The following is a 23,124-nucleotide window of genomic DNA, read 5'->3' as shown; positions in this document are numbered from 1 at the left end:
ACACCCTTGCCGTCGGCTAGCACTTCCCCTTGCCGGGCGTGCAGGGGACTTTCACCCCCAAGTCATCCTGAGGCACCACCCCCAGGAACAGCGCCAGTCAAGGCGCTGCGCGCCATGCCTGGCGCACAATAAAAAAAGCCGATCCACTGGATCGGCCAAACTGATGGGAGTCTGCACAGCATGGGGGATACTGCGCAGAGATGCCTGGGGAAGGCAGAGACAACAAGCTCTAACACCTTTTCCAATAACAACAAAACTAAATTTAAAACAATAACTTATAAAAAAAACAAAGAGACTGCCTTCTTGCTGTTATCTTTTTCAGGTTCCAAATAGGTTCCAAGCGGAATAATTAGGGAGAAAGTGTCTAATGCATAATCTATCGCCAAAGCTAACCCGCTTCACCTACTCCCTGCCGATACCGAAGAGCTATGGATTACCTGCGCCGAAATGCCCACCGTCATCGCCGATTTTGTCGATGAACGAACCTGGGAGGGTAATCGTAAAACCATCCTAGCGATGCTCGCCGCTGACTACCTCACGCCTTTTCACTGAACACTGCAAAAAGTGCATAAAAGCGCATGAAAACGCATAAAAAAAACCACCACAAAAACGCGCTAAGCCGCCCAGATACTGGGTTTCGCAGCCTTTTTACCGGTGCATGAAAACATATATATTTAGCGAAAGCCGCGGGCGTGGGGGGGACGGCGCGGCGCAGGTTGTGGTCGCTAGTATTGGCACCTAGACGGGCCACACAACGCGCACAGGGCGCGTTCTGATTTTGCGAGTGGTCGGGATAGGGTCAGGACAGGAGCGCTTAAAACGAATCGTAGAGCTAATAAAAGGGCTAATGCGTCTCGTTTAAATTTTGGCTTCGTGTGTGCGCACAAAAAAGCCGCCCAGGTGGGCGGCTGCGATTGGATGGCTGTTTTACTCTTCGTTGGGATCTGCCAGCGTGTACGGGTCAAACCTCACAACCTCTTCACTAACATGCTCGTTTATCTCCCGCATCGTCGCTTGAAGCGGTTCAAGCTCGTTGGCCACAAACACGCGCGCGGCTTTCTCGATGTCACCAAAGCCGCCGGTATTCTGTGGAATGATGCCCATTAGCTGGGGTGGTATCCGATGCCCTGCCAGTTGATCGTCCCGGGTGATGTTCTTGATGTTGTAGAACTCGTCTTTAGCCGCCACCTCGCTAACCGGGATAATCTGAACGCCATCCTTCTTACCCCTGGGGGAGTATAAGAACAGGTTGCGGAAGTTGCCCGGCCCCTTGCTCTCCTTCAGCGCCTTGCGCATATCGTCGATGTCTTTTTGATCGTGGGCGGGGTCGTTCACATACATAATAAAACCCGCATGTGAGCCATTCAGATAATACCGGCGGCGGAACAGCGTCGCGCTTTCATTCAACCAGGCGCTTTGCAAACTGCCGATATAGTCAGGAACACCATAAATGCTTTGATCAATGTCGGGCTCCAATAAGTGAATGGTGCGCCCTTCCGGTATCTCGATGCGCTCCATGTAGTTGGGTACCCACCAATAGCGGTCATCATCACCCCTGCGAATGTACTTAGCCGCGCGATGCTTCAACGCCAACCGCCGACCCAAACGGCCTTTAACTTCCTCAAGGTACGCATTGCCAAACACTAAATAATCCAGAGCCAGCGCGCTGAAATCGCGACGGCTTAGCATCGGATGAGGCACGAACGTCTTAAGCAAAATATTCCGCTTAACCTGCATTGCGCTGCCATGGTGAGGCGTGGCCCGGTAGCTCTTAGCCAGAACGCTTAGCGGGATCGGCGGCTCGTACCACTCATCAGGTGTGAGCCAAACCCCCTCATACCAGATATCACGCATGCTGGTGACCGGCTCCGGATCACCAAAGCTAAACGCCTCTATTCGCCCGCCGCCGGTGGCCTCCACCGGCGCGGCATTCTCAGTCTCATACGCATAAACCCGGTGGCGCGGCTTGGCCGCAGCGGTAGTCGTCATTCGTACATCTCCATAAGTGATTTGCCCACGCCTTCTTCGGCGGGGCCGTCAACTGGTTCAAATTTAAGTGCGTGCATAGTCGCCCACGCCAAGTCTCCGTGGCCAGTCGACTTGTTACGGCCGCTTATGTAAGTGAATTGCTGGCCACCTTTGGTAAGCACTTTCTTAATCGACATAAACGCCGCGGCGAGATCCGACCATCCAGCATCAAACTCCAAGCGACCTTTGCTGATAATCTGCTGAGCCTGCAGCACCATTTGAGCTTTTAGCGCGACGTCATAGCGGTATCTAGTGACAGTCGGGAACCACTTCTCAACATACTCTGCTACCGCACCGCCAATGCCGGTAACGTCAATGCCGATATGCCCAATGTTGTATTTGTCGCGGAACGCTTCGATAAACGCGGCTTGGTCTTCGTAGTCCTGCCCCTTGAGCCGGTGCCGCTCCAATACCCGGTGCTTTTCATCCCGGGTACGCGCAGGCAATACCACCACCAGCCCGGCGCCGTCGCCATCCTCACCGGTGCCGGTCGGGTCGTAACCGATCCACACTTCCCGATCACCAACGGGGCGCGGGGCAAATGGCCGGTAGTCGTCCCAAACCTCCCAGCTGTCGACCATGCAGCTCTTCATCACGGTCAGCGGGAAGGCGCTTTGGCTATCATCGACAAAGCCGCACATAAGCAGGTTGTCGAATTCGTCAGCAGAGTATTCAAGCCGCAATTGATCAAGGTCGAACAGGTCGCAGCCGCCCGCGATAGCGTCCATCACGGTGACGATCTGCCGCCAATGGCCATCAGGGCATAACTTCCCGTCTTTCAGCGCATCATGAGAAATATCAAACTCTTCACGCTCGGATTTTTTGCGCCGCTTATTGAACAGGTCACCGTTCCAGAATGGGTAACCCTCATGGCCAACACTCGACGGCGTAGAAAAGTACGTCTGCCGCCACTTCTTGTGCATGGCCATGCCGCTGGTGACCTTGCGGAACTCGGCAAAGCGGTGAATCCAGAAATACTCATCCAGATACACATCACCGTGATAGCCCTGAGCGGTTTTGGAGTTGGTACCCAGGAAATGCAGCTCGGCGCCGTTATCCAAAACGATAGGGTCACCTTTCAGCTCGACATCACAAACCTCTTTGACGAACTGAATAATGTAATTGCGGAAGATATGCGCCTGGGCGCGGCTAGCAGAAAGAAATATCTTGTTACGCCCAGTTTTGAACGCATCGACGATGGCCTCGCGGGCGAAAAACCACGTTGCGCCAATCTGGCGACTTTTGAGAATATTACGGATGCGATGCTTATGACCCGCATCAAGCCAAACCTTCTGATATTCAAACAGCGAATTTAGGAACGCGACTTCCAACGCCTCCATCAGCTCTTCATCCAACGCATTGCGCCTAGGCTTCTTCTTAGGCCCAGCGTTGCGAGCTTCGATGTTGGGATTAAGATCCGCTTCGCTACCCGTTTCGTGGTACCGGCGAATTCTTGCCAACCGCTCCATTTGTCGCCCTAGTAGATCAATCTCCCTGACGTGGTGACCTTCCTTTTTTGGCAGCGCTATGAGCTGAACCATCCGCGCTTCAAGTGAGAGCTCTACACGTTCGGTGGGAGTGGCATCCTCCCAGCGGTCGCGGGCTTTCCAGCTATGCACCGTCGCGGGTTTCTCGTTAATCACCTCAGCAATACGCGCGACTCGCCACCCCTGCCAGTACAAATGGCGGGCGGTCATACGCGGCGATTCATCGGCGCTCAAAATCGGGGAGGGGGCTGTCGTCGTCATGCCGCCAGCGTACCCGCCGCGCGCGATGCTCACGCCTGCCCCGACTTGTCCAAAATATCCCGCACAACGCGCACCCGTTGAGCCGGAAGGCTTACGCGCGGAACCTTGGCGCTATCAATCGCAAATCAGCCCAGGAAGCCCAACATGCCCAAGTCATTCCGCGTCGCCACCGAAGGCGCAACCACCGACGGCCGCGAGATCCAACGTGAATGGATCGAGCAAATGGCCGCCAATTACGACCCGAAAACCTACGGGGCCCGCATATGGGTAGAGCACATTCGAGGCATTGGCCCAGATAGCGCATTTGGTGCAATGGGCGACGTCCTATCGCTAGAAGCCAAAGAAGTGGACGGCGGCAAGCTAGCCCTGTTCGCCGAAATCGACCCCACCGACGAACTCAAAGCGCTGAACAAAAAGCGCCAAAAGGTTTACAGCTCGATTGAAGTCAATCCCAAGTTCGGCGATACCGGCGAAGCCTATTTGGAAGGCCTGGCGGTCACCGACTCCCCCGCCTCGCTCGGCACCGAAATGATCAAGTTCAGCCGCGAAGCGGGCGATAAATCGCCGCTGGCGAGTCGCAAGCAACACGCTGAAAACCTCTTCACTGCTGCAGAGGAAGTCGACTTCGATTTTGAAGAGGAAACGCCCAAGCCCAGCATCGGCGAATTTGTAAAAAGCCTGTTCAGCCGTCAAGACGCCAAAACCAACAAAGGCTTTGAAGCCTTCGGCGCGGATATCAAAGGCGCGTTCGAAGAGTTCGCCAAGCGTCACGACGCCATGCATGCAGAGCTGGAAAAGCGCCCCACAGCCGAGCAATTCAGCAAGCTACAAACCGAACACGACGCGCTGAAAAAAAGCTTCGATGAGCTGTACGCCAAGCTCGACAACGAACCTGACACCTCATACCGCGCCCCGGCCACTGGCGGCGGCGGTGAAGTTGAAACCGACTGCTAAGCACCGCTAACCAATAGCCGCTAGCCAGAGCACTAATTTCAAGGGAATTAAAATGCGCAAAGATACCCGTATTGCTTATAACCGTCTGCTAGAACGAATCGCTCAACTCTCAGGCGTGCCCAGCGCAAAAGAACAATTCGCCATCGAACCATCGGTGCAGCAGACGCTGGAAACCAAAATTCAGGAATCAAGCGAGTTCCTGAGTTCTATCAACATCGTTGGCGTGGATGAGCTCAAAGGGCAGAAGCTAGGTCTAGGTGTCACCGGGCCGATCGCCAGCCGCACAGACACCACTCAAAACGACCGTACCACCAGCGACGTGGCTTCTCTTGAAGCGCACGATTACGAGTGTTATTCCACTGAGTTCGACACACACATCACCTGGGCAAAGCTGGACGCTTGGGCCAAGTTTCCGGATTTCCAGACCCGCGTGCGTAATGCAATAGTTCGTCAGCAAGCGCTGGATCGAATCATGATTGGCCTAAACGGAACTACGGCGGCCACGGATACCGACCGCGTAGCCAATCCTTTGTTGCAAGACGTCAACATTGGTTGGCTGCAGCAATACCGCATTCATGCGCCGGGGCGTGTGCTCAGTGAGGGCGCCAATGTTGGTGAAGTGCGTGTAGGGCCGAACGGCGACTATGAAAACTTAGATGCGCTGGTCTATGACGTAGTAAACGAAATGCTTGACCCCTGGTTCCGAGAAAGCACCGATATCCGTGCAATCTGTGGTCGCAAGATTCTCGCTGATAAGTATTTCCCGCTGATCAATCAAAGCCAAGCGCCTACCGAGCAGCGCGCCCTGGATATGATCCTGAGTCAGAAGCGCATGGGTGGCCAGCAAGCCGCCCGAGTGCCCTTCATGCCCGATGGCACACTACTGATCACGCCGCCGGAAAACCTTTCTATGTATTGGCAAAACGGTAGTCGTCGTCGCCATCTTGTAGAGAACCCTAAGCGCAGTCGCATTGAAAACTTCGAATCCAGCAATGACGCATACGTCATTGAGGATTACGGCTTTGGCTGCCTGGTCGAAAACATCAAATTCGGCGACTGGTCTGTTTAAAGGAGTAGCCAATGATTAGCCCTGCCCGTAAACACTTCCAGCGAGTGACCGCCGCGAAAGCGGCGGGCGCCGCCACCCCAGGCGAGCAGCAACAAGGCGAGCAATACGAACTCCACGCCCGCGCGCTCTACGAAGCCCGCCGCACGCTAAAAGCAATCCGGTCGATTGAAGCCAAGATCGAGAAAAAGCGTGAATTGCTGCCCGAATTCATGCCCTACATCAACGGCGTGTTAGCCGAAGGCAAAGGCGCAAAAGATGATGTGCTAATGACCCTGATGGTCTGGTGTATCGACATAGGCGATTACGAAAAAGCCATGGAAATTGGAGCCTACGCGGTGAAACACAACCTAGATACGCCCGACCAATACGACCGCGACACCGTCAGCATCCTGGCCGAAGAGATCGCCGAAGGCGTCAAAGCATCGCTTGAAAAAGAAGATGCCGACGCTGACGCCCTCGCTAACGTCATGGCCCGCTGCATTGCCATCGTCGGCGATGCAGACATGCACGACCAAATCAAAGCCAAAGTGCACAAGTCATACGGCTACGCCCTCCGCGCCGCCGAAGACAACGAAGGCGCCCTGGCCCAGCTCAAACGCGCGTTAGAGCTGAACGACAAAATTGGCGTCAAGCAAGATATCCAGCGCCTAGAAAGCGCAATCAAAAAACAGGGCGACCAGGCCAACGCCTGACCGCCAACCGAGTCGCACCCCGACGGCAAGGGGGCATCGCTAAGCAAGGGCTTTCAGCCTCGCGCGAAGTGATCCACCCCCTTCTTTAACCGATCGGAAAAACAGGTGGCCAGCATGATATTCAACGGCACCAACCAAGCCAGCCAAGCCAGTCAAGCGCTAGAAGTCATTATCAATAACGGCTTCTGGCCAGATATCGACCCTAACCAATTCATTGAAGAAGAGCGTGTATTCAAAGTCACGCCACCGCGTATCCGCCATGCACTACGTGCCGCCACGGCCGATATCAACCGCCAACTAGCGGACTACCAGCACGCCCACCAGCAGGCGGGCCGCATGGCCTGCGATGCCATTCCGCCCGAGCCCTGGCAAACACCCGGCGATATTCAGTTGCTTTACATGCGCGCCGTGTATGCCCAAGCCCAAGCGGATCTACTCGAACGCTACCGAGACGCCTCCGCTACCGGCGAAGGCGACGAACGCGGTGAAGCTAAAGACCTCGCCGCCGACGACTACCGAGCCGACGCCCGCTGGGCTATCGCTGAACTTACCGGCCGTAACCACACAACGGTCGAGCTGATATGAAGCGCGTGGCCCACGCCCACCAGGGCGAAACGCTAGATGCCTTGCTTTACCGCGTTTACGGCAAAACTGCCGAAATTACTGAGAAGGCGCTAAAGCTAAACCCGCACCTCGTAGAGCAAGGGCCGGTACTAAAAGAGGGAACACCGGTCACGCTGCCGCCCCCACCGGAAGCCCGCGAAACGATGAAACAACCCATTCAGCTTTGGAGCTGAGCAGAAGGCAGGAGATTACATGGCCGAACCAAGCACCATGGCAGCCGCCGGAACAGCAAGCCTCGCCGCCGTGGTGATCGGCATGCTACCCGGCATAGACGCCAACGCAGTGGTGGGCGCATTTTGCGGCGCCACGCTTTTCGTCATCAGCGCAAAAGAGCTGGGCATCATAGAGCGTCTGGCCTACTTGTTTATTTCATTCTGGATCGGCTACCTAGGCGGCCCGGCAACGTTCGGCGGCATGCTCGAGCACACCGCCGTGGCCGCCTTCATTGCCTCCGCCGTATCCGTAACCGCAGGGCTACGAGCAATTGAGGGAGTAAAAACGCTCGACATCAAAAAATGGCTAGGGGGTCGCTAATGAGCATCGCCTACATCATCACTGCAGCCGCCACATTGATTGTCATTGCTCGGCTAATTACCTTTCGCCGCCGCGCGGGGCGCTACCGCCCAGGCGTGGCACTTACCGCGTGGCTAATCATTGTGGCAATGCCAGTGGCCGCCGTGTACGGCCCATCGGTGCCAGAGTTAGCCCGCTGGCTCATCGCCACCGCAATGGTCGCCCTGGCCGTGGGTGTCATCCGCACCGACGGCAACGTCGCTCACCTCATCCGCCCCCTTCGGAGGCAATAATGCTGCTACGCCAAGGCTCTATAGGCCCAAGTGTTACCGCCCTGCAACGCGAGCTTAACGCCGTCGGTTATGACATAGGTGTCGACGGCAATTTTGGTAATGAAACCATGCGAGCTGTGCGCAGCTACCAGCGCAAACAAGGCTTAGTCACCGACGGCATTGCAGGCCCAAAAACCCGCGCCCTGCTCCATGGCCAGAAAAACGAACGGCTACTTCGACAGATTGATCTAGTAGACGCCGCCGACAGATTAGGCGTAGAGCTAGCTGCCGTCATGGCGGTCAACGAAGTAGAAAGCCGCGGCAGTGGCTTCCACTTCGGTGGCCCACACAATGGCGCGCCGGTTATTCTGTTTGAACGTCACATTATGCGACGACAATTACAGCACCACGGCATTAACCCGCTGCAGTATCAGCGCGCCCAGCCCGACATCGTCAACGCCAGCCCCGGCGGCTACATTGGTGGCCACAGAGAACACGACCGGCGCGAGCGTGCGGGAAAGATCCATACCGCCGCCTCAATCGAGTCAGCCAGCTGGGGGCTATTTCAAATAATGGGCTTCCACTGGAAGCGCCTGGGTTATCAGTCAGCGGAAAGCTACGCCGCCGACATGGCCATCAATGAAGCCAACCAGCTTGGTGCTTTCGTCCGTTTCATTGAAAAAGACAAAGGCATCCACGCCGCGCTACGTCGCCACGATTGGGCAGGCTTCGCCAGCCGCTACAACGGCCCCAATTACGCCGCCAACGACTACGACACCAAGCTCGCCGCCGCCTACCGCCGCCACTCCGAAGGAATGAGGTTGGCGGCATGAACAAACTCACCCTCCTAGTCAGCGCCGCCGCCCTGGCGGCCACCTTCGCCGCTGGTTGGCAAGTTTCCCAGTGGCAAAACGAAAGCGCCCAGCTCACAGCCGAACGCGCCGCCCAAAAAGCCATCGACGCAAGCATGCAACGCGAATCCAAGATCGCCGCCCACGTCGAACAGCGCCTAAGCGAGCTAACCGCAAACGAACGTGTCATTGATCGGGGAATCATCCGTGAAATCCAGAAGCCCATTTATCAGCGCGTGTGCCTTGAGCCTGACGCTATCCGCCTGCTCAACCACGCCGCAGCCGGAACAGCGCCCGATACAACAGAACCTAATGCAGCGCTGCCCTGAAACACTGCCGTACCTCACAGACGGCACCGGTGGCGATGTCACACTAAAAATGAGCGCCTGGGCAGCGGAGTACCACGCATGCGCAGCCCGCCACAACGGACTAGTGGAAACACTACAATGATCAAATTACAGCACCTAAGGGCGCATATACTCGCTAGTGTTCCTGAATTAGCACGTAACCCCGAGCAGCTTCACACCTTCGTCAATGACGGCAAGATCAAGTTCGCGCGCGGTACCAACCTTAGCCACCAGTACACGGTCGATGCCCAAATCATCATCACCGACTACAGCGGCAGCCTAGACACGGTGATGATTCCCCTGCTGCAGTGGCTTAACAGCTACCAGCCCGATTTAGTCGAAGACGAAGCCGTCCAGATTGAGGCCGAGATCCTCAACAACACCCACTGGGATCTCGCCTTAACCGTGCGACTTACCGAGCGCGTCGTCGCCAAAGTCAATTGTGAAACCGGCAGCATCAACGCCGAACACCGCATGCCCGAATACCCGGTGGATGCCTGCCCAGCAAAAAGCTGGCAGCTATACGTCAAAGGCCCTAGCGATTCGGAACACCAGCTCAAAAGCGAATGGCGAAGCCCAGGCGGCGGCGAATGAGTGACGACCTCCAGCAGCTGGAAAGCTGGCTAACGCCGCTGATTGAAAAGCTCAGCCCCAAAGAGCGCCGGGTGCTGGCAAGGGAAGTCGCGCGGGATCTACGCATCGCCAACCGCAACCGCATCAAGGCCCAAACCAACCCCGACGGGACGCCTTATGAACCCCGCACCCAATTACGCGGCCGCAGCGGAGCCATCCGCCGCAAAGCGATGTTCACCAAGCTAAGAACCGCTAAATACCTCAAGATCAAAACCACAGCAGACGCTGCTGAAGTGGGTTTCCTTGGCCACATCAACCGCATTGCCCGCGTACACCACTACGGCCTGCGCGACCGCGTCGAGAAAGGCGGCCCACAACACCAATACGCCCGCCGGGAGCTGGTGGGCATTACACCGGCCGACAGCGAACGCATCGCCGACAGCGTGCTCAACCACCTAACAGCGCCCACCTAAACACCGTCACTTGTCCTAGCCACCCCGCACAACGCTCGCCGCTACCCATCCGCGCGTAACGCTTCCACCATTGGCGGCATGAACAACGTCGCCGAACTTAAACGCCTTATCGCCAACCTGATTCGCATCGGCACCATCGCCGAGGTGGATTACGGCAATCCCGATGCCGTGCCGCCGGTACCGCCCCGCGTGCGGGTCGATATTGGCGAGATCACCACCGGCTGGCTGCACTGGATCGAAAGCCGCGCGGGTACCACACGCACCTGGTGCCCACCCACGGTCGATGAGCAGGCCATCGTTATTTCACCCGGTGGGGATCTCAATGCAGGCGTGGTACTTACCGGCCTGTTTCGTGGCCTACACCCCGCCCCCAGCGACAACGGCGACCACTTCCACGCCGTGATGCCCGACGGCGCGGTGATCGACTACCACCACGTTGAGCATCATTTGATGGTCGATATCCCCGGCGATATCACCATCAACGCCACCGGCGAGATCCGCATTACCGCCAGCGGCGATATGCACCTCAAGGGACGCAATATTTATGAAAACTGAGGAGCAATCACATGGGCGTTAAAACCAGCGATGCAAACGTTATCGACTACACCGACGACTTTGCGCAAATGATCGCCGTCGGTGAGCAGATCCGCGACGAACTCACGCTGATTCGTGAAGCGCTGTATGCCGGAAAGCAAGCCGACGGCGATTCGCTGGCCACCAGCCAACACGCCATCGCCTTAGCCCTTGAGCACCTCCGCCAACGGGCCAGCCAAGAGCAGCTGGGCATCTTCACCCGCCCCATCACGAAAGGCGATGGCGGCCTAAGCCGCGCCGCGATGATTAACGCGCTCAAACAGTCAGACCAACTCGATAACGTGCGCCAGGAAATGGCGGCCCCCACGCCGCTATAGGAGAACACCATGCCCGCTGCTACCCGAGTCGGCGACATCTGCACAGGCCACGGCTCATGCTCCCCAAGGCCGTCGGTGTCAGGATCGCCCAATGTGTTTGTAAACCGCATCCCCAGCCACCGGGTGGCCGATGCCTGGGCGCGTCACTGTTCCCATGAATCCGTCTTAGCAGCGGGCTCCAAAACAGTATTCGTCAACGGCCGCCCCAAGGGCCGCGTCGGCGACCCGGTCGCTTGCGGTTCGCTGGTGGCCACCGGCTCGCCCAATGTGTTTGTAGGGGGCTAACCATGGCAGGCATGCGCACATCAAATGGCCACTTGGTCAGCGGACTGGCCCATATCCAGCAAAGCATCCGCGACATTCTCACCACCCCCATCGGCACCCGCGTGATGCGTCGGGAGTACGGCTCCTTGCTGCCGGAACTGATCGACCAGCCGCTTAACGACACCACCTTGCTGCAAGCCTACGCCGCCAGCGTGATGGCCATTACCCGCTGGGAGCCCCGCGTGCGCGTGCTACGCGTCAACCGCCAGTTAGATGCCAGCCAGCACGGCCGCGCCTGGCTGGAAATCGACGCCCAAACCCACGACGGCCAGCGCTTCCATGTCGAGGTACCGTTGTCATGAGCACCCCCATCGACCTCTCCCAGATCACCCCGCCGGATGTGATCGAACCGCTGGATTTTGAAGCGCTGCTTAGCGAGCGCAAAGCGCGCTTGATCGAGCTCACCCCCAGCGACGAACGGGAAGAACTGGCCAACACCCTGGCCCTTGAAAGCGAACCGCTCACCAAGCTGCTGCAAGAAAACGCCTACCGTGAACTGCTGCTGCGCGAGCGCATCAACGACGCCGCCCGCGCGGTGATGCTGGCCTACGCTGCCGGTGGTGACCTTGACCAGATGGGCGCTAATTTTCAGGTCACCCGCTTGATGCTCGACCCCGGCGACCCCAACGCCGTGCCGCCGGTACCGCCCACGTTTGAGCACGACCGCGACTTTCGCGCCCGTATCCAGCTGGCGTTTGAGGGGCTATCCGTTGCCGGGCCGGTAGGCGCCTACCAATTCCACGCCGCGGCCGCGCATCCAGATGTGCGCGATGTGGCGGTGGAAAGCCCCGAGCCGGTGGATGTGGTGCTGACTGTGCTATCGCGCAAAAACGACGGCATCGCCACACCTGAACTGCTCAACACCGTGCGCGACTACCTAGAACCCTTCCGGCCGCTGACAGACCGGCTCACCCTGCAGCCCGCCGACCGGGTCGACTACACCATCAACGCCACGCTAACCCTGCGCCCCGGCCCGGATGCAGAGCTGGTGATTGAAGAAGCGCGCCGGGAGCTAAACACCTACACCGATGCCCGCTACAAGCTGGGCACCTGGGTGACCCGTTCCGGCATTGGCGCCGCGCTCACCGTGCAGGGCGTGGAAAACGTCACCCTGCGCAACTGGCAGGATCTACGCAGCCAACCGCACCAGGCGCCCCGCTGCACCGCGATTCACATCACCACGGAGCGGCTGCCATGATTCACCTGTTACCGCCCAATCGCAGCCCACTGGAAGCCCGCGTTGCCGCCTCGCACCCGCTGGCCCTGCCGGTACCGCTGCGCATGCTGTGGAACCCGGCCACCTGCCCGGCGGAACTGCTGCCGTTTCTGGCCTGGGCATTTTCGGTGGACGTATGGGAAGCCGATTGGCCCGAGGCCACCAAGCGCGCCGTGATCGCCGAAAGCTTTGCCGTGCACCGCATCAAAGGCACCCGCTTAGCGGTGGAAAAAGCCCTGGCCGCCATGGGCATTAAGGTCACGCTCACTGAATGGTTTGAGCAACAGCCCACCACCCGGCCCGGCACCTTCCGCGCCCGGCTGCACCTGAACGACAACCGCGAAGTGGCCGACCAGCTCAGCGGCAGCTTTTACCAGCAGATTCACCACGCCATTCAAAGCGCCAAGAACCTGCGCAGCCACTATATGTTCGATCTTTCCGCTGACTTCGGCCCTGGCCGTGTTGGCGTGGCCAGCGCCCAGCGTGCCGCCGGTTTAGCCCGCAACGATGCCCGCCCGACCCAACCGCCACTTGAGATCGCCGCCGACGTGGCCGTGACGTCAATTCATCAGGCCGGTGGATTGACTCGCCGCGCGGCACAGGCAACGGCTGACGCCACGCTTTCACCGGCGTGGCTCGCCATTATCAGTGCCTACCGCGGGCTGGCCGTCACTCGTCGGCTCATGGCTAACGCACCCGATACCGACCTGCCTGATGCTGTGGCCCAAGCAAACCTCCCGGCGGCATCGCTGTTAGTCGCCGGTGCCTATCGCGGGCTTGCCGTCACTCGTCGGCTTATGGCCAACGCACCCGATACCGTCCTGCCCGATTCTGTAGCCCAGGCCAACCTCCCGGCAGCATCGTTGCTCGTCGCCGGTGCCTGTCGCGGATTTGCCGTTACTCATCACACCATGGAGAGCACCACATGACAGCGCTGGTACCCGTGATTACCACGGCGGGCCTCGCCGCCGTATTCAATGCCGAGAGCGATGGCCTAGCCGCACGTATTACCCATATCGCCATCGGCGACAACGCCCGCAATCCCAGCAAGAACGAATTCAAGCTGGTCAACGAACGCAGGCGGGTCAGCATCGCCGATGGCCAACGCGTCAGCGCCCACCAAATCCACCTCACCGGCGTGGTCGATGGCGATGGCCCCGAATTCTGGGTGCATGAGGTGGGGTTCTTTCTGGAAGACGGCACCCTGCTCGCCGTCTGGTCAGACTCGCAGCCGCTGGCCTACATCTCCAACGCGGTACCGCTGCTGCTGGCGTTCGATTTACGCCTGGACGCCCTGCCCGCTGAATCCGTCACCGTGGAAGGCACCGGCGCGAACCTGTCGCTGGCCGCCTGGGGCGAACAGTACACCGCCAACGCGGCGGCCATCGTCGACAACATGGCCCGCCAGGTGGATCTGCTGTTCCGCGTGAATGAGTTAGAGAAACGCCCATGAGCACCCAGGCCCCCACGATCAGCATGGTGGCCGGTACCACGTACCGGTTCAGCGCGGCATGGGCCAACGAAGAGCCAGCCGCCACGCCGATTGACCTTACCGGCTGCGAAGCTGTGTTCGTGGTGGCCACGACTCAGGGCGCGCCGCTGCTCAGCTGCGAAACCGGCAACGGTATCGAGCTGGTACCCAGCGAAGGCGGCATTAGCGTGCATATCCGCCCCGAGCAAACAGCAGGCGCCATATCGCCGGAGTGGTCGGGTGCCCGTTACGAGCTGCGCGTCACGTTCCCCTCTGGTGATGTGTACAGCCTGCTACGCGGCCACTTCCAGCTAACGCCGGGGGTACTTCATGAGTAACGCCACTCGCTTAACCGTCCATATGCCCGCGCGCTCGGTCACGGTTCACCTGCCCGCGCCGCAGCGTTTCCAAGTGCTCAGCCACGGCACGCAAGGCCCACCCGGCACCCTCTCGCCGGAGATCCTTGCCCAAGTGGATGAAGCCCGCCACGCCACCCAGAAGCTCGGCAGCATGATGGCCGCGCTCACCGACGCCATTAGCCACCACGGCGGCATGATCGCCGCCCAGGAGGACGCCACCCCATGAGCTTTGATGAAAACCTCATCGCGCTACGCCAGGCCGTCACCCACACCCTGGGCGTGATCGACGGCAAGCTGCGCAACAAGGCGAATAAAGCCGACGTGCCCACCACGGCGCAAATCGACCAGCGCATACACACGCTGATCGGCAGTGCCCCGGAAACCCTGGACACCCTCGCCGAGCTGGCCGAAGCGCTGGGCAACAACCCCAACTTCGCCACCACCATTAGTGAGGAGCTGGCCAAGAAGGCCACCAAGGCCCAGGTGGGCGACATCGAAACCCAGTTCGGCGAAGCCCTCACCGCTTTAACTGACGCCTTCACCCAAGGCGCCGCCACTATCCAAAACAGCACCACCACAGACCAGGAGGCCACATGAGCCTAGAAAGCCAAATCACCGCGCTGGTGAGCGCCGCCAATAAGCTGACCAGCGAAGTCGCTAATAAGATGAAGGGGATTGATCGGAAGGTCGATGAAGCGGTTGCTTCTGTCCCTAAAGCCATTCGTGATAACGCGACGGCGCATATTTTTGTAGATACTGAAACCGGTAGTGATACTAACAATGGCACCTCTGGAAGCCCGCTAAAGACTATAGCAGCGGTCAACAAACTCATTGTTCCGGGCACCTCGGTTAATATCTACTTAGCCAATGGACAAACATTTGAAGAAAGTGGGCGTTTACTCGCCGGAACCAATAACTCGGTGCTTATTCGAGCTCGTGCTTTGGATGGGCCTAATCCAGTCTTGAAATGGCAGCCAGATTTTGACCCTGATGCAGGGGTTAATAAGAACAGCGGCATTCTCCTGACTCAGGGTAATGTCACATTCGTCCAAGTGGATATGAATATATCTAATAGGGACAACGGTGCAGAGCTAACCAGCCAGGCAGGGCTAGTCCAGTCAAATCTTGGCAAGCTGGATATTTTTATTCGTGGCTCACATGTTGCCCTGAATAATGCCCCGCTGGTCACCGCTTATGCGGGGTATGACGCAACGGATCTTCACTTTAATACTTCAAGTGTCAGTGTTACCGCCAACGACAACGGTCACGGCATGTTGGTTTATAACCGTGGCAATACAAGCTTGAGTATTCAAATGCGACTGAGCGTCAACGCAACGAGCCTCCTTGGGCAACTGAAATGGCGAGATCTACTACCGATCAAAGCCGATAACTCAAACATTCTCACCAACCTCGATGGCACTGCCCTTTAAACAATAGGAAGTCAATTATGATCAGAGTTATAAGCTATGCAGGCAATGAGCACTACGGCCTGAGTTTTGAGCAAGCGGCTGCAAAGGGTATCCCGAACGAAGTAATCATCTCGGCCCTTAATAACGAACTCGGCCGTGATATCGACACCGTCGCAGGCAACGCCCGCGCCGCCTTCGTCAGCCCCGGCAGCTATATCGACCAGGAGTACCTGCTGGCCAAGCAGGAAGCCAGCGAGTGGTTAGCGGGTGGTAAGGATGAAACGGCGATTCCATCCAGCGTGCAGGATCACATCGATATGTTTGGAGTCAGCGCCGAAGCCGCCGCCCAGGAGATCGTCGCCACCGCCGAACAATGGGAGCAAGCGCTCGGGGCTATTCGAAGCGTTCGTCTTGGTGGTAAGGCAGCGGTTAGTCGTGCTGAAACCATCGAAGCCGCTGAGCAGGCTGCCAAAGAAGCGGTCGCAGCGCTCAACGCCATTCGTCCGCCAGAGAGCTCACTATGAACAAATCCCAGCTTGAACACGCTCTGATTGCGGTGTTGATCCAGATCGCATTGTTCCCGTTCATGGGTATGTGGATAGCCGGTAGTGTTGCCGTGGCGCTGTTTCTGGGCCGTGAAATTGCCCAGAACGAATACCGAGTGGCACACCGGCGAGGCTGGACGTGGGGCCAAGTGCCGCCGGTTAATTGGTATGAGGGCGCTTGGCGTGGCTGGACGATAAAGTCGGCGTTAGATGTGCTCTCGCCCCTCGCGGCCTGTTTGCTGGTGGCATTATTCTCGCGTTTCATCCCGCTGCTGAACTAGACGCCGAGACTGTCGTGACGAGAACCTGACGTTGTCATAAACAGGAGGTTAACCATGAACATGACGACGACAGACGACAAAACCATCGATCAACTCATCGCTTCGCTCGATGATCATCGAAACCCAGCACGCCGCGACGAATCGCGAATGAAGTTGATGCACTGGCTTGAGGATCCTGACGGTTTAAAGCCCGAACAGCGAGTGCGAATCAAATTCGCCCTCTCTCAATAACCCACTCAGGCCCGCCAACCCGGCGGGCTTTTTACTGCCTGCCCGCTACCCTTTTCTGTCCCCCACTCCCCGCACAACGCCCGCCGCTACCCTCCCGCGCGTAAGCCCCACACCATGGCAACACTAGAACCGCCAACTAACCCCGCTTGAACCTGCGCAGGAGACAAGCCCCAATGTCTGACTATCATCACGGCGTCCGCGTCGTTGAAATTAACGAAGGCACGCGACCCATCCGTACCATTGCCACCGCAATTATCGGGATGGTCGCCACCGCACCAAACGCCAACCTGGGCGCGCGCGCCGCCGCGTTAATCAGCGGCATCCACGCAACCGGCAATCTCACCTATACCGCCGCCAGCGTGGGTATCAAAGGCAACGCGGTTCGCGTTACTCACTTAAACCCCGGCGAAGCCTCCGCCGCCATCAACGTGACAGTCGATGAAAAGCACATCACCGTCAGTCTAGCCACCGATGCCGAAGGCGAAATCCTCAGCACTGCCGAGGAAGTCGCCACCGCCGTCGCTGCAGAAGCCGCTGCCGCCGCGCTGGTCACTGTGGCAACGGAAGGTGATGGCCAAGGCATCGCCGCCACCGCCAATCGAGTCGCCCTTACCGGCGGCGTTGACGAACCCTTCCCCCTCAATACGCCTGTACTGATCACCGATATTTACCGTGCCATTGGCGATGCCGGTACCAACGGCACCCTTGGCCGTTCGCTTCGGGCTATCGTCGAAGAAACCCGCGCCTTGTGCGTCGTGGTGCGTGTCGAAGAAGGCCAAGACGAAAGCGAAACCACCGCCAACATCATTGGCACGGTCACGCCCACAGGCCAGAAAACCGGCATTCAGGCACTGCTCGCCGCCGAACAGCGCTTTGGCGTTAAGCCGCGCATCTTCGGCGTGCCGGAGCTGGATAACGAAAGCGTTGCCACCGCCCTGGTCAGCATCGCCCAGAAGCTGCGTGGGTTCGCCTACGTGTCAGCCTACGGGTGCGAGACCAAAGAAGACGCTCGTATGTACCGGGAAAAATTCGGGGCGCGCGAGGCAATGGTCATTTGGCCCAATTGGCAAGCGTTTGACGTTGCCGCCGAAGAGTCACGCCCCCTCTCCGCCGTCGCCAAAGCTCTTGGCCACCGCGCCCGGCTGGATAACGAAATCGGCTGGCACAAAACCATCTCGAACATGCCGGTCAACAGCGTCACCGGCATTACCCACGACGTGTTTTGGGATCTACAGGATCCCGCCACCGATGCCGGTTACCTCAACGCCGCTGAAGTCACCACGCTAATCAACAAAAGCGGCTTTCGTTTCTGGGGCTCCCGCACCTGCACCGAAGACCCGCTATTCGCGTTTGAGTCCTACACCCGCACAGCCCAGGTGCTCGCCGACACCATCGCCGAAGCCCACCTTTGGGCGGTGGACAAGCCCATGCACCCAAGCCTGGTGCGCGACATTATCGAAGGCATCAACGCCAAGTTCCGAGAGCTCACCCGTAAAGGCTACATCCTGGGCGGTGAAGCGTGGTTCGACCCCGAGCTGAACAGCAAGGAAGTGCTGAAAAGCGGCAAGCTCTACATCGACTACAACTACACCCCCGTGCCGCCGCTGGAAAACCTCATGCTGCAGCAGCGCATTACCGACCAATACCTTGTCGATTTTGCCGACCGCATCAACGCCTAACAGGAGCAAGCAAAAATGCTACCCCACATCCTCAAAGACTTTAATTTGTTCGGAGACGGCAACAACTGGCAGGGCCAGATCCCCGAACTCACACTGCCGGAACTCGCCCGCCGCATGGTCGAGTACGAAGGCGGCGGCATGGAAGGCCCGATTGAAGTCGATCAAGGCAACGAGCTGCAAACCTTCGAATGGGTCGCAGGCGGCATGATTGTCGATATCTACGAAAGCTACGGCAGCCCCATCCACGACGCCGCCATGCTGCGTATGACCGGCTCTTACGAATCCGACGAAGACGGCAACATTATCCCGGTCGAGATCGTCATGCGCGGCCGCCACAAAACCATCGCCATGGGCGACGCCAGCAAAGGCGACAACAACCAAATCAGCGTCACCACCACCCTGAGCTACTTCAAGTTAATGGTCGATGGCGAAGAGGTCATCGAGCGCGACGTACCTGGCTTCATCTTCAAGGTACGCGGCAAGGATCGCTTGGCAGAGCGCCGCGCCGCCCTTGGGGTGTAAACAGCCCGGCTACTCCCCACCCACGGCCACCCCGGTGGCCATACCCAACACTTAGGAACGCACCATGACCGATAAGACCCAAACCCCAGAACAAGCCCCAACCCAAGCCATCGACACCCCAGCCGTTGAGCAAACCACCGCCACCGGTGTACCCACCAAAGCCATCGAACTAGATACACCTATTCAGCGTGGCAAAAACGCCGTGACTGAAATCACTGTGCGAAAGCCACTAAGCGGCGCGTTGCGCGGTGTGGCCCTGGTCGATCTGCTCAACATGGATACGCGCAGCCTGCAAAAAGTACTGCCGCGCATTACCGAACCAGCACTCACAGAGGCCGACTGCCGTGACCTAGACCCCGCCGATTTGCTGCAGCTAGGCACCGCCGTCTCAAATTTTTTGTTGGGCAAGCGGGCCGAGGGGTAAGCGCCAATATTCCCAACGATGTGGAAGACGCCATGGCCGATATCGCCTTCGTCTTTCACTGGCCGCCCACTGCCATGGATGGCATGGAGCTAGAAGAGCTAGCCCGCTGGCGGGAAAAAGCCCGCGAGCGCAACACGCCTAAAAAGCGCGGGCGATAACCACCAAATGCCCCTTATTGGGGCATTTTGCTTTAGGAGGCCGCATGGCCAACAACCTCAACCTAAGCGTCACGCTCAGCGCGATAAACAAAGCCACCGGGCCATTGCGGCAAATAATGGAAGGCGCGGGTGGCGTGGGTAGAGCCATGCGAGAAACCCGAGACCAGCTCCGCGGCCTGCAGGATCAGCAAAAAAAGTTAACCGCCTTCCGCGACATGTCGCGCCAAAGCCATGCAACCCGCAACGCACTAAGAGACAAGCGCGAAGAGCTTCGGAAAATTACTAGCCAGTTGGAAAGCACCGAAGGGCCAACGCGAAGACTCACCCAGCAACAAGAACGTGCCCAGCGTGAGGTTGAAAAGCTTAGCGGCGAATACCGCCAGAACCGCGACCGTGTCAGGGAGCTTGCCCGCGAGCTGCCCGCCGGTGCCGAAGGTGCACGGGGCTTTAAACAGCAGCAAGACGCCCTCGCCACGCAAATCGCTGAGACCAATCGCCGCCTGGAACGCCAGAAAGATGCACTCCGGCGATTAGGTGACGCCAATATCAGCGGCCGTTTTAATGCGATGACCGGCGAGATAAGCCGCCTGGGGCGGCGCACCCTGTTCGCGGGTGGTGCTGCGGCGGCCGGTCTCTTCGGTATCGCCAATTCAACGGCTAATCTAGGCGACAACGTTGCCAAAAGTGCCGACAAGATGGGGATCAGTACCAATGCCCTACAAGAGCTTCGCTATGCCGCTGAACGTTCCGGCGTGAGCACCCAAAAGCTGGACAGCTCAACCGAGCGCTTCGTTAAGCGCCTGGGTGAAGCACGACAAGGGGGTGGCGCGGCCGCCAAGGCCTACGAACAGCTTGGCCTCAATGCCAGCCAGCTCGCCGAGCTTACCCCCGATGCCGCCTTGGGCGTGGTGGCCGACAGGCTCGCCCAGGTGGAAAACCACACCGACAAAGTCGCCCTTGCCGCCCAGTTCTTCGGCCGCGAAGGCGTCGCCATGGTCAACATGCTCAAAGACGGGAGTGCCGGGCTTGACCAGCTGCGCGCGGATGCCCGTGCGACCGGCTACGTACTCAGTGACGAAGCCGCCCGCGATGCCGAAGTCTTCAAGGACGCCATGCTCGACGCCGAACTCGGCATGGCTGGCATGAAGAACACCATCGGCGCCGAACTGATGCCCGCCATCACCGACCTAATGCGCAACCTCTCCCGCTGGATGCGCGAAAACCGCGACCAGGTGCAAGCCTTCGCCCGCGAGTTTGGCGAAAAGCTCAAAAGTGCCGTGCCTGCGATTCTGTCGTTGGGCCGGGGCGTAGCGACCTTCGCCGTCAAGCTTGGCGAGCTGACCACCCAAGCTGCCGCCACCGTGGGTGGCTTTGACAACCTGGCCATCATTGCGGGCTCGCTGTTCGCAGGCAAGGCGCTGCTCAGCGTCATCTCGTTCGGGGTCGGGCTCGCCCAAGCCGGGTCGGCCATCGCCACCTTCGCAATGACGATTCCCAAAGTGGCTGCCGCCGTAAGAGTGCTATCGCTAGCCTTGGCCGCCACGCCTATTGGTTGGATCATCGCAGGCATTGCCGCCGTCGCAGGGGCCGCCTATCTCATTTACAAATACTGGGAGCCCATCAAAGGCTTTTTCCTGGGCCTATGGCAGCAGGTGAAAGACGCCTTTGGCGACGGCATCGGCGGTGTTGCCAAGCTGCTATTGAACTGGTCGCCAGTCGGCCTAATCTGGCGAGGCCTCGTCAGTGTCGCCGAGAGCCTGGGGATTGAAGTGCCCGACCTCTTTAAGGACGTTGGCACCTATGTGGTCGATGGCCTCATTGGCGGCATTACCAATGGCTGGGCGGCACTCCGGGAAGCCATCAATCAGTTAGCAAACAGCATAAAAGACTGGTTTTGCGACGTACTTGGCATTCACTCCCCCAGCCGCGTATTTGAAGGCTTTGGCGTCAATATCGTCGAAGGCATGATCAACGGCATCACTGGCATGGTGGGCGCGCTGCGCGACCACGTCACCGGGCTAGCCAGTGATATCGCCGGATGGATGAGCGACGCCATTGGCAACGCCTGGGAGGCTGGCAGCGAGATTGCCGCCGGGATAGGCAGTGGTATTGCTAACGGTGCCCGTGCCGTGGGTGACGGTATCGCAGGAGGTGCCCGCGCCGCCGGTAACGCCGTGCGCGAGGTAGGTAGCGCGGCCGTGGATATTGGCCGCGACACCGTCCAAGGTATGGCCAACGGGCTAGAGAAGGGGAAAAGTGCGCTCAGCAACGCCATGAGTCTCATTACCGGGGGCATGGAGGATGATGCCCGCGACGGCCTCGACACCCACTCCCCTAGCCGTGTGTTTAAAAGTATAGGCCTGGACGTGGTCAGTGGCTTACGCGACGGCATCAAAGCCGATGCCGATGGCCCCGTTAAGCAAGTGCGCAGCCTGACGGATCGCCTACGAAGCGCCGCCGCCGGGCTAATGCTGGGCGCCGGGGTCGCCTCGCCCGCCCTCGCGTTAGAGTTTCAAACACCCACCCCGCCCCCGCTACCCACGCTGGAGAGCGAGGTGGCCACGCCTAACGTACCCAAGCCAGAAGCGCCCACGCTCGACGCGCTACACATTGAGCGGCCAACGCTACCCGCGTTGCCAGAGTTAGGCGCGTTAGAGATCCAGCGGCCCGCATTGCCAGAAATACCCACGCTCTATAGCGAGGTAGTCACTCCCCACATACCCAAGCCAGAAACGCCCACGCTAGATGCACTACGCATCGAACAGCCAACGCTGCCCGCGTTACCCGAGCTGGGCACCTTAGAGATCCAGCGCCCCACGTTGCCAGCCATGCCCACGCTCTATAGCGAGGTGGCAACGCCCGACGTACCCAAGCCCGAAACGCCCACGCTGGACGCGCTACGCATCGAACGGCCAACACTGCCCGCGTTGCCAGAGCTAGGCGCGTTAGAGATCCAGCGCCCCGCGTTGCCTGAACTTCCCACGCTGCCAGAGCTAGGCGCGTTAGATATCCAGCGGCCCACGTTGCCGGAAATGCCCACACTGGATGCGCTGGGGTTCGAGTGGCCAGAGCTGCCGCAATTCGACCCACTGCAAATAGACACCAGCGGCGTACACATCGACGCCCGGCCACCGCTGCAAAGCCACGCCAGCCAACCCAATGAAGGCGGGCTGGTGATTCACGGCGGCATCAACATCGAGATTCACGCCGCCCCGGGTATGGATGAGCAAGCCCTGGCACGGCTGGTAAACGCCGAAGTACAGCGCGCCTTGCGCGATGCCGAACGCCGTGCACAAGCAAGCCACCGCAGCGCCTTCCACGATATTGATTAAAGAGCACTTGATTGAGGTACTGACAGATGATGATGATTTACGGCATGTTCGTGTTCTCACTCGACACCGCCGCCTATCAAGAGCTGCAACGCCAAACCCGATGGCGGCAGGAAGCCCA

Annotated in this window: 32 protein-coding genes; 30 read left to right on the top strand and 2 right to left on the bottom strand. The window is 58.8% G+C overall.

Annotated features, from left to right (window positions below; genetic code table 11):
* Nucleotides 1-927 precede the first annotated feature (927 nt).
* Nucleotides 928-1,989: a phage portal protein gene (locus QT231_RS22800; protein ID WP_308339079.1), complete on the bottom strand. Its 1,062-nt coding sequence runs from the start codon at nt 1,987-1,989 to the stop codon at nt 928-930.
* The gene (locus QT231_RS22795; protein WP_308339080.1) at nt 1,986-3,776 is read right to left on the bottom strand and encodes a terminase large subunit domain-containing protein; all 1,791 of its coding nucleotides are present in this window, start codon (nt 3,774-3,776) and stop codon (nt 1,986-1,988) included. Before QT231_RS22795 ends, QT231_RS22800 begins: the two co-directional genes overlap by 4 nt.
* A gap of 144 nt (nt 3,777-3,920) precedes the next feature.
* On the opposite strand from QT231_RS22795, the gene QT231_RS22790 reads away from it, so the two are divergent.
* The 30 genes from QT231_RS22790 to QT231_RS22645 all read left to right on the top strand — a co-directional run bounded on the left by QT231_RS22790 (nt 3,921) and on the right by QT231_RS22645 (nt 23,006).
* The gene (locus QT231_RS22790) at nt 3,921-4,730 is read left to right on the top strand and encodes a GPO family capsid scaffolding protein (RefSeq protein WP_308339078.1); all 810 of its coding nucleotides are present in this window, start codon (nt 3,921-3,923) and stop codon (nt 4,728-4,730) included.
* 52 nt (nt 4,731-4,782) lie between these two features.
* On the top strand, nt 4,783-5,799 hold the full coding sequence (locus QT231_RS22785) for a phage major capsid protein, P2 family (RefSeq protein ID WP_308339077.1): 1,017 nt from the start codon (nt 4,783-4,785) through the stop codon (nt 5,797-5,799).
* 11 nt (nt 5,800-5,810) lie between these two features.
* A complete protein-coding gene (gene gpM, locus QT231_RS22780) occupies nt 5,811-6,491 on the top strand; it encodes a phage terminase small subunit (protein WP_308339076.1) in 681 nt (226 codons plus the stop codon).
* 114 nt (nt 6,492-6,605) lie between these two features.
* Nucleotides 6,606-7,076, top strand: coding sequence for a head completion/stabilization protein (locus QT231_RS22775; RefSeq protein ID WP_308339075.1), 471 nt, complete (start codon nt 6,606-6,608; stop codon nt 7,074-7,076).
* Entirely contained in the window at nt 7,073-7,288 is a 216-nt protein-coding gene (locus QT231_RS22770) for a tail protein X (protein WP_308339074.1), read from the top strand. Before QT231_RS22775 ends, QT231_RS22770 begins: the two co-directional genes overlap by 4 nt.
* Before the next feature lie 19 nt (nt 7,289-7,307).
* A complete protein-coding gene (locus QT231_RS22765; protein ID WP_308339073.1) occupies nt 7,308-7,649 on the top strand; it encodes a putative holin in 342 nt (113 codons plus the stop codon).
* Nucleotides 7,649-7,921 carry a phage holin family protein gene (locus QT231_RS22760; protein WP_308339072.1) on the top strand — a complete coding sequence of 91 codons (273 nt, stop codon included), beginning with the start codon at nt 7,649-7,651 and terminating at the stop codon, nt 7,919-7,921. The genes QT231_RS22765 and QT231_RS22760 overlap by 1 nt, the downstream gene beginning before the upstream one ends.
* On the top strand, nt 7,921-8,733 hold the full coding sequence (locus QT231_RS22755; RefSeq protein ID WP_308339071.1) for an N-acetylmuramidase family protein: 813 nt from the start codon (nt 7,921-7,923) through the stop codon (nt 8,731-8,733). Before QT231_RS22760 ends, QT231_RS22755 begins: the two co-directional genes overlap by 1 nt.
* Nucleotides 8,730-9,080, top strand: a complete 351-nt coding sequence (locus tag QT231_RS22750) for a hypothetical protein (RefSeq protein ID WP_308339070.1) — start codon at nt 8,730-8,732, stop codon at nt 9,078-9,080. The genes QT231_RS22755 and QT231_RS22750 overlap by 4 nt, the downstream gene beginning before the upstream one ends.
* Nucleotides 9,081-9,197: 117 nt before the next feature.
* The gene (locus QT231_RS22745) at nt 9,198-9,692 is read left to right on the top strand and encodes a phage tail protein (RefSeq protein WP_308339069.1); all 495 of its coding nucleotides are present in this window, start codon (nt 9,198-9,200) and stop codon (nt 9,690-9,692) included.
* Nucleotides 9,689-10,144, top strand: coding sequence for a phage virion morphogenesis protein (locus tag QT231_RS22740; protein WP_308339068.1), 456 nt, complete (start codon nt 9,689-9,691; stop codon nt 10,142-10,144). Before QT231_RS22745 ends, QT231_RS22740 begins: the two co-directional genes overlap by 4 nt.
* A 78-nt stretch (nt 10,145-10,222) precedes the next feature.
* Nucleotides 10,223-10,699, top strand: a complete 477-nt coding sequence (locus tag QT231_RS22735; RefSeq protein ID WP_308339067.1) for a phage baseplate assembly protein V — start codon at nt 10,223-10,225, stop codon at nt 10,697-10,699.
* Nucleotides 10,700-10,710: 11 nt separating this feature from the next.
* Complete coding sequence (locus tag QT231_RS22730; RefSeq protein WP_308339066.1) at nt 10,711-11,055, top strand: hypothetical protein; 345 nt, start codon at nt 10,711-10,713, stop codon at nt 11,053-11,055.
* Nucleotides 11,056-11,064: 9 nt separating this feature from the next.
* Complete coding sequence (locus tag QT231_RS22725; RefSeq protein ID WP_308338991.1) at nt 11,065-11,340, top strand: PAAR domain-containing protein; 276 nt, start codon at nt 11,065-11,067, stop codon at nt 11,338-11,340.
* A 2-nt stretch (nt 11,341-11,342) separates the two neighbouring features.
* Nucleotides 11,343-11,681: a GPW/gp25 family protein gene (locus QT231_RS22720; protein WP_308338992.1), complete on the top strand. Its 339-nt coding sequence runs from the start codon at nt 11,343-11,345 to the stop codon at nt 11,679-11,681.
* Nucleotides 11,678-12,577 carry a baseplate J/gp47 family protein gene (locus tag QT231_RS22715; protein WP_308339065.1) on the top strand — a complete coding sequence of 300 codons (900 nt, stop codon included), beginning with the start codon at nt 11,678-11,680 and terminating at the stop codon, nt 12,575-12,577. The genes QT231_RS22720 and QT231_RS22715 overlap by 4 nt, the downstream gene beginning before the upstream one ends.
* The gene (locus QT231_RS22710; RefSeq protein WP_308339064.1) at nt 12,574-13,524 is read left to right on the top strand and encodes a phage tail protein I; all 951 of its coding nucleotides are present in this window, start codon (nt 12,574-12,576) and stop codon (nt 13,522-13,524) included. Before QT231_RS22715 ends, QT231_RS22710 begins: the two co-directional genes overlap by 4 nt.
* Nucleotides 13,521-14,048, top strand: a complete 528-nt coding sequence (locus QT231_RS22705; protein ID WP_308338995.1) for a phage tail protein — start codon at nt 13,521-13,523, stop codon at nt 14,046-14,048. Before QT231_RS22710 ends, QT231_RS22705 begins: the two co-directional genes overlap by 4 nt.
* A complete protein-coding gene (locus QT231_RS22700) occupies nt 14,045-14,404 on the top strand; it encodes a hypothetical protein (RefSeq protein WP_308339063.1) in 360 nt (119 codons plus the stop codon). Before QT231_RS22705 ends, QT231_RS22700 begins: the two co-directional genes overlap by 4 nt.
* Nucleotides 14,397-14,651: a hypothetical protein gene (locus tag QT231_RS22695; protein ID WP_308339062.1), complete on the top strand. Its 255-nt coding sequence runs from the start codon at nt 14,397-14,399 to the stop codon at nt 14,649-14,651. The genes QT231_RS22700 and QT231_RS22695 overlap by 8 nt, the downstream gene beginning before the upstream one ends.
* On the top strand, nt 14,648-15,022 hold the full coding sequence (locus tag QT231_RS22690; protein ID WP_308339061.1) for a hypothetical protein: 375 nt from the start codon (nt 14,648-14,650) through the stop codon (nt 15,020-15,022). The genes QT231_RS22695 and QT231_RS22690 overlap by 4 nt, the downstream gene beginning before the upstream one ends.
* Nucleotides 15,019-15,855 carry a hypothetical protein gene (locus QT231_RS22685; RefSeq protein WP_308339060.1) on the top strand — a complete coding sequence of 279 codons (837 nt, stop codon included), beginning with the start codon at nt 15,019-15,021 and terminating at the stop codon, nt 15,853-15,855. The genes QT231_RS22690 and QT231_RS22685 overlap by 4 nt, the downstream gene beginning before the upstream one ends.
* Before the next feature lie 17 nt (nt 15,856-15,872).
* Nucleotides 15,873-16,358 (top strand): hypothetical protein, encoded by a 486-nt coding sequence (locus QT231_RS22680; protein ID WP_308339059.1) that lies wholly within the window; start codon nt 15,873-15,875, stop codon nt 16,356-16,358.
* Entirely contained in the window at nt 16,355-16,660 is a 306-nt protein-coding gene (locus tag QT231_RS22675) for a hypothetical protein (RefSeq protein WP_308339058.1), read from the top strand. The genes QT231_RS22680 and QT231_RS22675 overlap by 4 nt, the downstream gene beginning before the upstream one ends.
* Nucleotides 16,661-16,714: 54 nt before the next feature.
* A complete protein-coding gene (locus tag QT231_RS22670; RefSeq protein ID WP_308339057.1) occupies nt 16,715-16,891 on the top strand; it encodes a hypothetical protein in 177 nt (58 codons plus the stop codon).
* Between the two features lie 173 nt (nt 16,892-17,064).
* Entirely contained in the window at nt 17,065-18,570 is a 1,506-nt protein-coding gene (locus QT231_RS22665; protein ID WP_308339056.1) for a phage tail sheath protein, read from the top strand.
* Nucleotides 18,571-18,585: 15 nt separating this feature from the next.
* A complete protein-coding gene (locus QT231_RS22660) occupies nt 18,586-19,092 on the top strand; it encodes a phage major tail tube protein (RefSeq protein ID WP_064234060.1) in 507 nt (168 codons plus the stop codon).
* 64 nt (nt 19,093-19,156) lie between these two features.
* Entirely contained in the window at nt 19,157-19,516 is a 360-nt protein-coding gene (locus QT231_RS22655) for a phage tail assembly protein (protein WP_308339054.1), read from the top strand.
* A gap of 32 nt (nt 19,517-19,548) precedes the next feature.
* The gene (locus tag QT231_RS22650) at nt 19,549-19,674 is read left to right on the top strand and encodes a GpE family phage tail protein (RefSeq protein WP_308339053.1); all 126 of its coding nucleotides are present in this window, start codon (nt 19,549-19,551) and stop codon (nt 19,672-19,674) included.
* Nucleotides 19,675-19,718: 44 nt separating this feature from the next.
* Nucleotides 19,719-23,006: a hypothetical protein gene (locus QT231_RS22645; protein ID WP_308339052.1), complete on the top strand. Its 3,288-nt coding sequence runs from the start codon at nt 19,719-19,721 to the stop codon at nt 23,004-23,006.
* Nucleotides 23,007-23,124: the final 118 nt, after the last annotated feature.

Origin of the sequence: Halomonas sp. SpR1, from assembly GCF_031010175.1 — a bacterium.
Classification (GTDB): domain Bacteria; phylum Pseudomonadota; class Gammaproteobacteria; order Pseudomonadales; family Halomonadaceae; genus Vreelandella.
The sequence above is the reverse complement of the archived record's forward strand: the minus strand, read 5'-3'. Positions and strand labels throughout refer to the sequence as shown.

Bases quoted from the DNA above. Each gene is read 5' to 3' on its own strand.
- QT231_RS22800 (WP_308339079.1), bottom strand. From the start codon at position 1,989: ATGACGACTACCGCTGCGGCCAAGCCGCGCCACCGGGTTTATGCGTAT.
- QT231_RS22795 (WP_308339080.1), bottom strand. From the start codon at position 3,776: ATGACGACGACAGCCCCCTCCCCGATTTTGAGCGCCGATGAATCGCCG.
- QT231_RS22790 (WP_308339078.1), top strand. From the start codon at position 3,921: ATGCCCAAGTCATTCCGCGTCGCCACCGAAGGCGCAACCACCGACGGC.
- QT231_RS22785 (WP_308339077.1), top strand. From the start codon at position 4,783: ATGCGCAAAGATACCCGTATTGCTTATAACCGTCTGCTAGAACGAATC.
- gpM (WP_308339076.1), top strand. From the start codon at position 5,811: ATGATTAGCCCTGCCCGTAAACACTTCCAGCGAGTGACCGCCGCGAAA.
- QT231_RS22775 (WP_308339075.1), top strand. From the start codon at position 6,606: ATGATATTCAACGGCACCAACCAAGCCAGCCAAGCCAGTCAAGCGCTA.
- QT231_RS22770 (WP_308339074.1), top strand. From the start codon at position 7,073: ATGAAGCGCGTGGCCCACGCCCACCAGGGCGAAACGCTAGATGCCTTG.
- QT231_RS22765 (WP_308339073.1), top strand. From the start codon at position 7,308: ATGGCCGAACCAAGCACCATGGCAGCCGCCGGAACAGCAAGCCTCGCC.
- QT231_RS22760 (WP_308339072.1), top strand. From the start codon at position 7,649: ATGAGCATCGCCTACATCATCACTGCAGCCGCCACATTGATTGTCATT.
- QT231_RS22755 (WP_308339071.1), top strand. From the start codon at position 7,921: ATGCTGCTACGCCAAGGCTCTATAGGCCCAAGTGTTACCGCCCTGCAA.
- QT231_RS22750 (WP_308339070.1), top strand. From the start codon at position 8,730: ATGAACAAACTCACCCTCCTAGTCAGCGCCGCCGCCCTGGCGGCCACC.
- QT231_RS22745 (WP_308339069.1), top strand. From the start codon at position 9,198: ATGATCAAATTACAGCACCTAAGGGCGCATATACTCGCTAGTGTTCCT.
- QT231_RS22740 (WP_308339068.1), top strand. From the start codon at position 9,689: ATGAGTGACGACCTCCAGCAGCTGGAAAGCTGGCTAACGCCGCTGATT.
- QT231_RS22735 (WP_308339067.1), top strand. From the start codon at position 10,223: ATGAACAACGTCGCCGAACTTAAACGCCTTATCGCCAACCTGATTCGC.
- QT231_RS22730 (WP_308339066.1), top strand. From the start codon at position 10,711: ATGGGCGTTAAAACCAGCGATGCAAACGTTATCGACTACACCGACGAC.
- QT231_RS22725 (WP_308338991.1), top strand. From the start codon at position 11,065: ATGCCCGCTGCTACCCGAGTCGGCGACATCTGCACAGGCCACGGCTCA.
- QT231_RS22720 (WP_308338992.1), top strand. From the start codon at position 11,343: ATGGCAGGCATGCGCACATCAAATGGCCACTTGGTCAGCGGACTGGCC.
- QT231_RS22715 (WP_308339065.1), top strand. From the start codon at position 11,678: ATGAGCACCCCCATCGACCTCTCCCAGATCACCCCGCCGGATGTGATC.
- QT231_RS22710 (WP_308339064.1), top strand. From the start codon at position 12,574: ATGATTCACCTGTTACCGCCCAATCGCAGCCCACTGGAAGCCCGCGTT.
- QT231_RS22705 (WP_308338995.1), top strand. From the start codon at position 13,521: ATGACAGCGCTGGTACCCGTGATTACCACGGCGGGCCTCGCCGCCGTA.
- QT231_RS22700 (WP_308339063.1), top strand. From the start codon at position 14,045: ATGAGCACCCAGGCCCCCACGATCAGCATGGTGGCCGGTACCACGTAC.
- QT231_RS22695 (WP_308339062.1), top strand. From the start codon at position 14,397: ATGAGTAACGCCACTCGCTTAACCGTCCATATGCCCGCGCGCTCGGTC.
- QT231_RS22690 (WP_308339061.1), top strand. From the start codon at position 14,648: ATGAGCTTTGATGAAAACCTCATCGCGCTACGCCAGGCCGTCACCCAC.
- QT231_RS22685 (WP_308339060.1), top strand. From the start codon at position 15,019: ATGAGCCTAGAAAGCCAAATCACCGCGCTGGTGAGCGCCGCCAATAAG.
- QT231_RS22680 (WP_308339059.1), top strand. From the start codon at position 15,873: ATGATCAGAGTTATAAGCTATGCAGGCAATGAGCACTACGGCCTGAGT.
- QT231_RS22675 (WP_308339058.1), top strand. From the start codon at position 16,355: ATGAACAAATCCCAGCTTGAACACGCTCTGATTGCGGTGTTGATCCAG.
- QT231_RS22670 (WP_308339057.1), top strand. From the start codon at position 16,715: ATGAACATGACGACGACAGACGACAAAACCATCGATCAACTCATCGCT.
- QT231_RS22665 (WP_308339056.1), top strand. From the start codon at position 17,065: ATGTCTGACTATCATCACGGCGTCCGCGTCGTTGAAATTAACGAAGGC.
- QT231_RS22660 (WP_064234060.1), top strand. From the start codon at position 18,586: ATGCTACCCCACATCCTCAAAGACTTTAATTTGTTCGGAGACGGCAAC.
- QT231_RS22655 (WP_308339054.1), top strand. From the start codon at position 19,157: ATGACCGATAAGACCCAAACCCCAGAACAAGCCCCAACCCAAGCCATC.
- QT231_RS22650 (WP_308339053.1), top strand. From the start codon at position 19,549: ATGGCCGATATCGCCTTCGTCTTTCACTGGCCGCCCACTGCCATGGAT.
- QT231_RS22645 (WP_308339052.1), top strand. From the start codon at position 19,719: ATGGCCAACAACCTCAACCTAAGCGTCACGCTCAGCGCGATAAACAAA.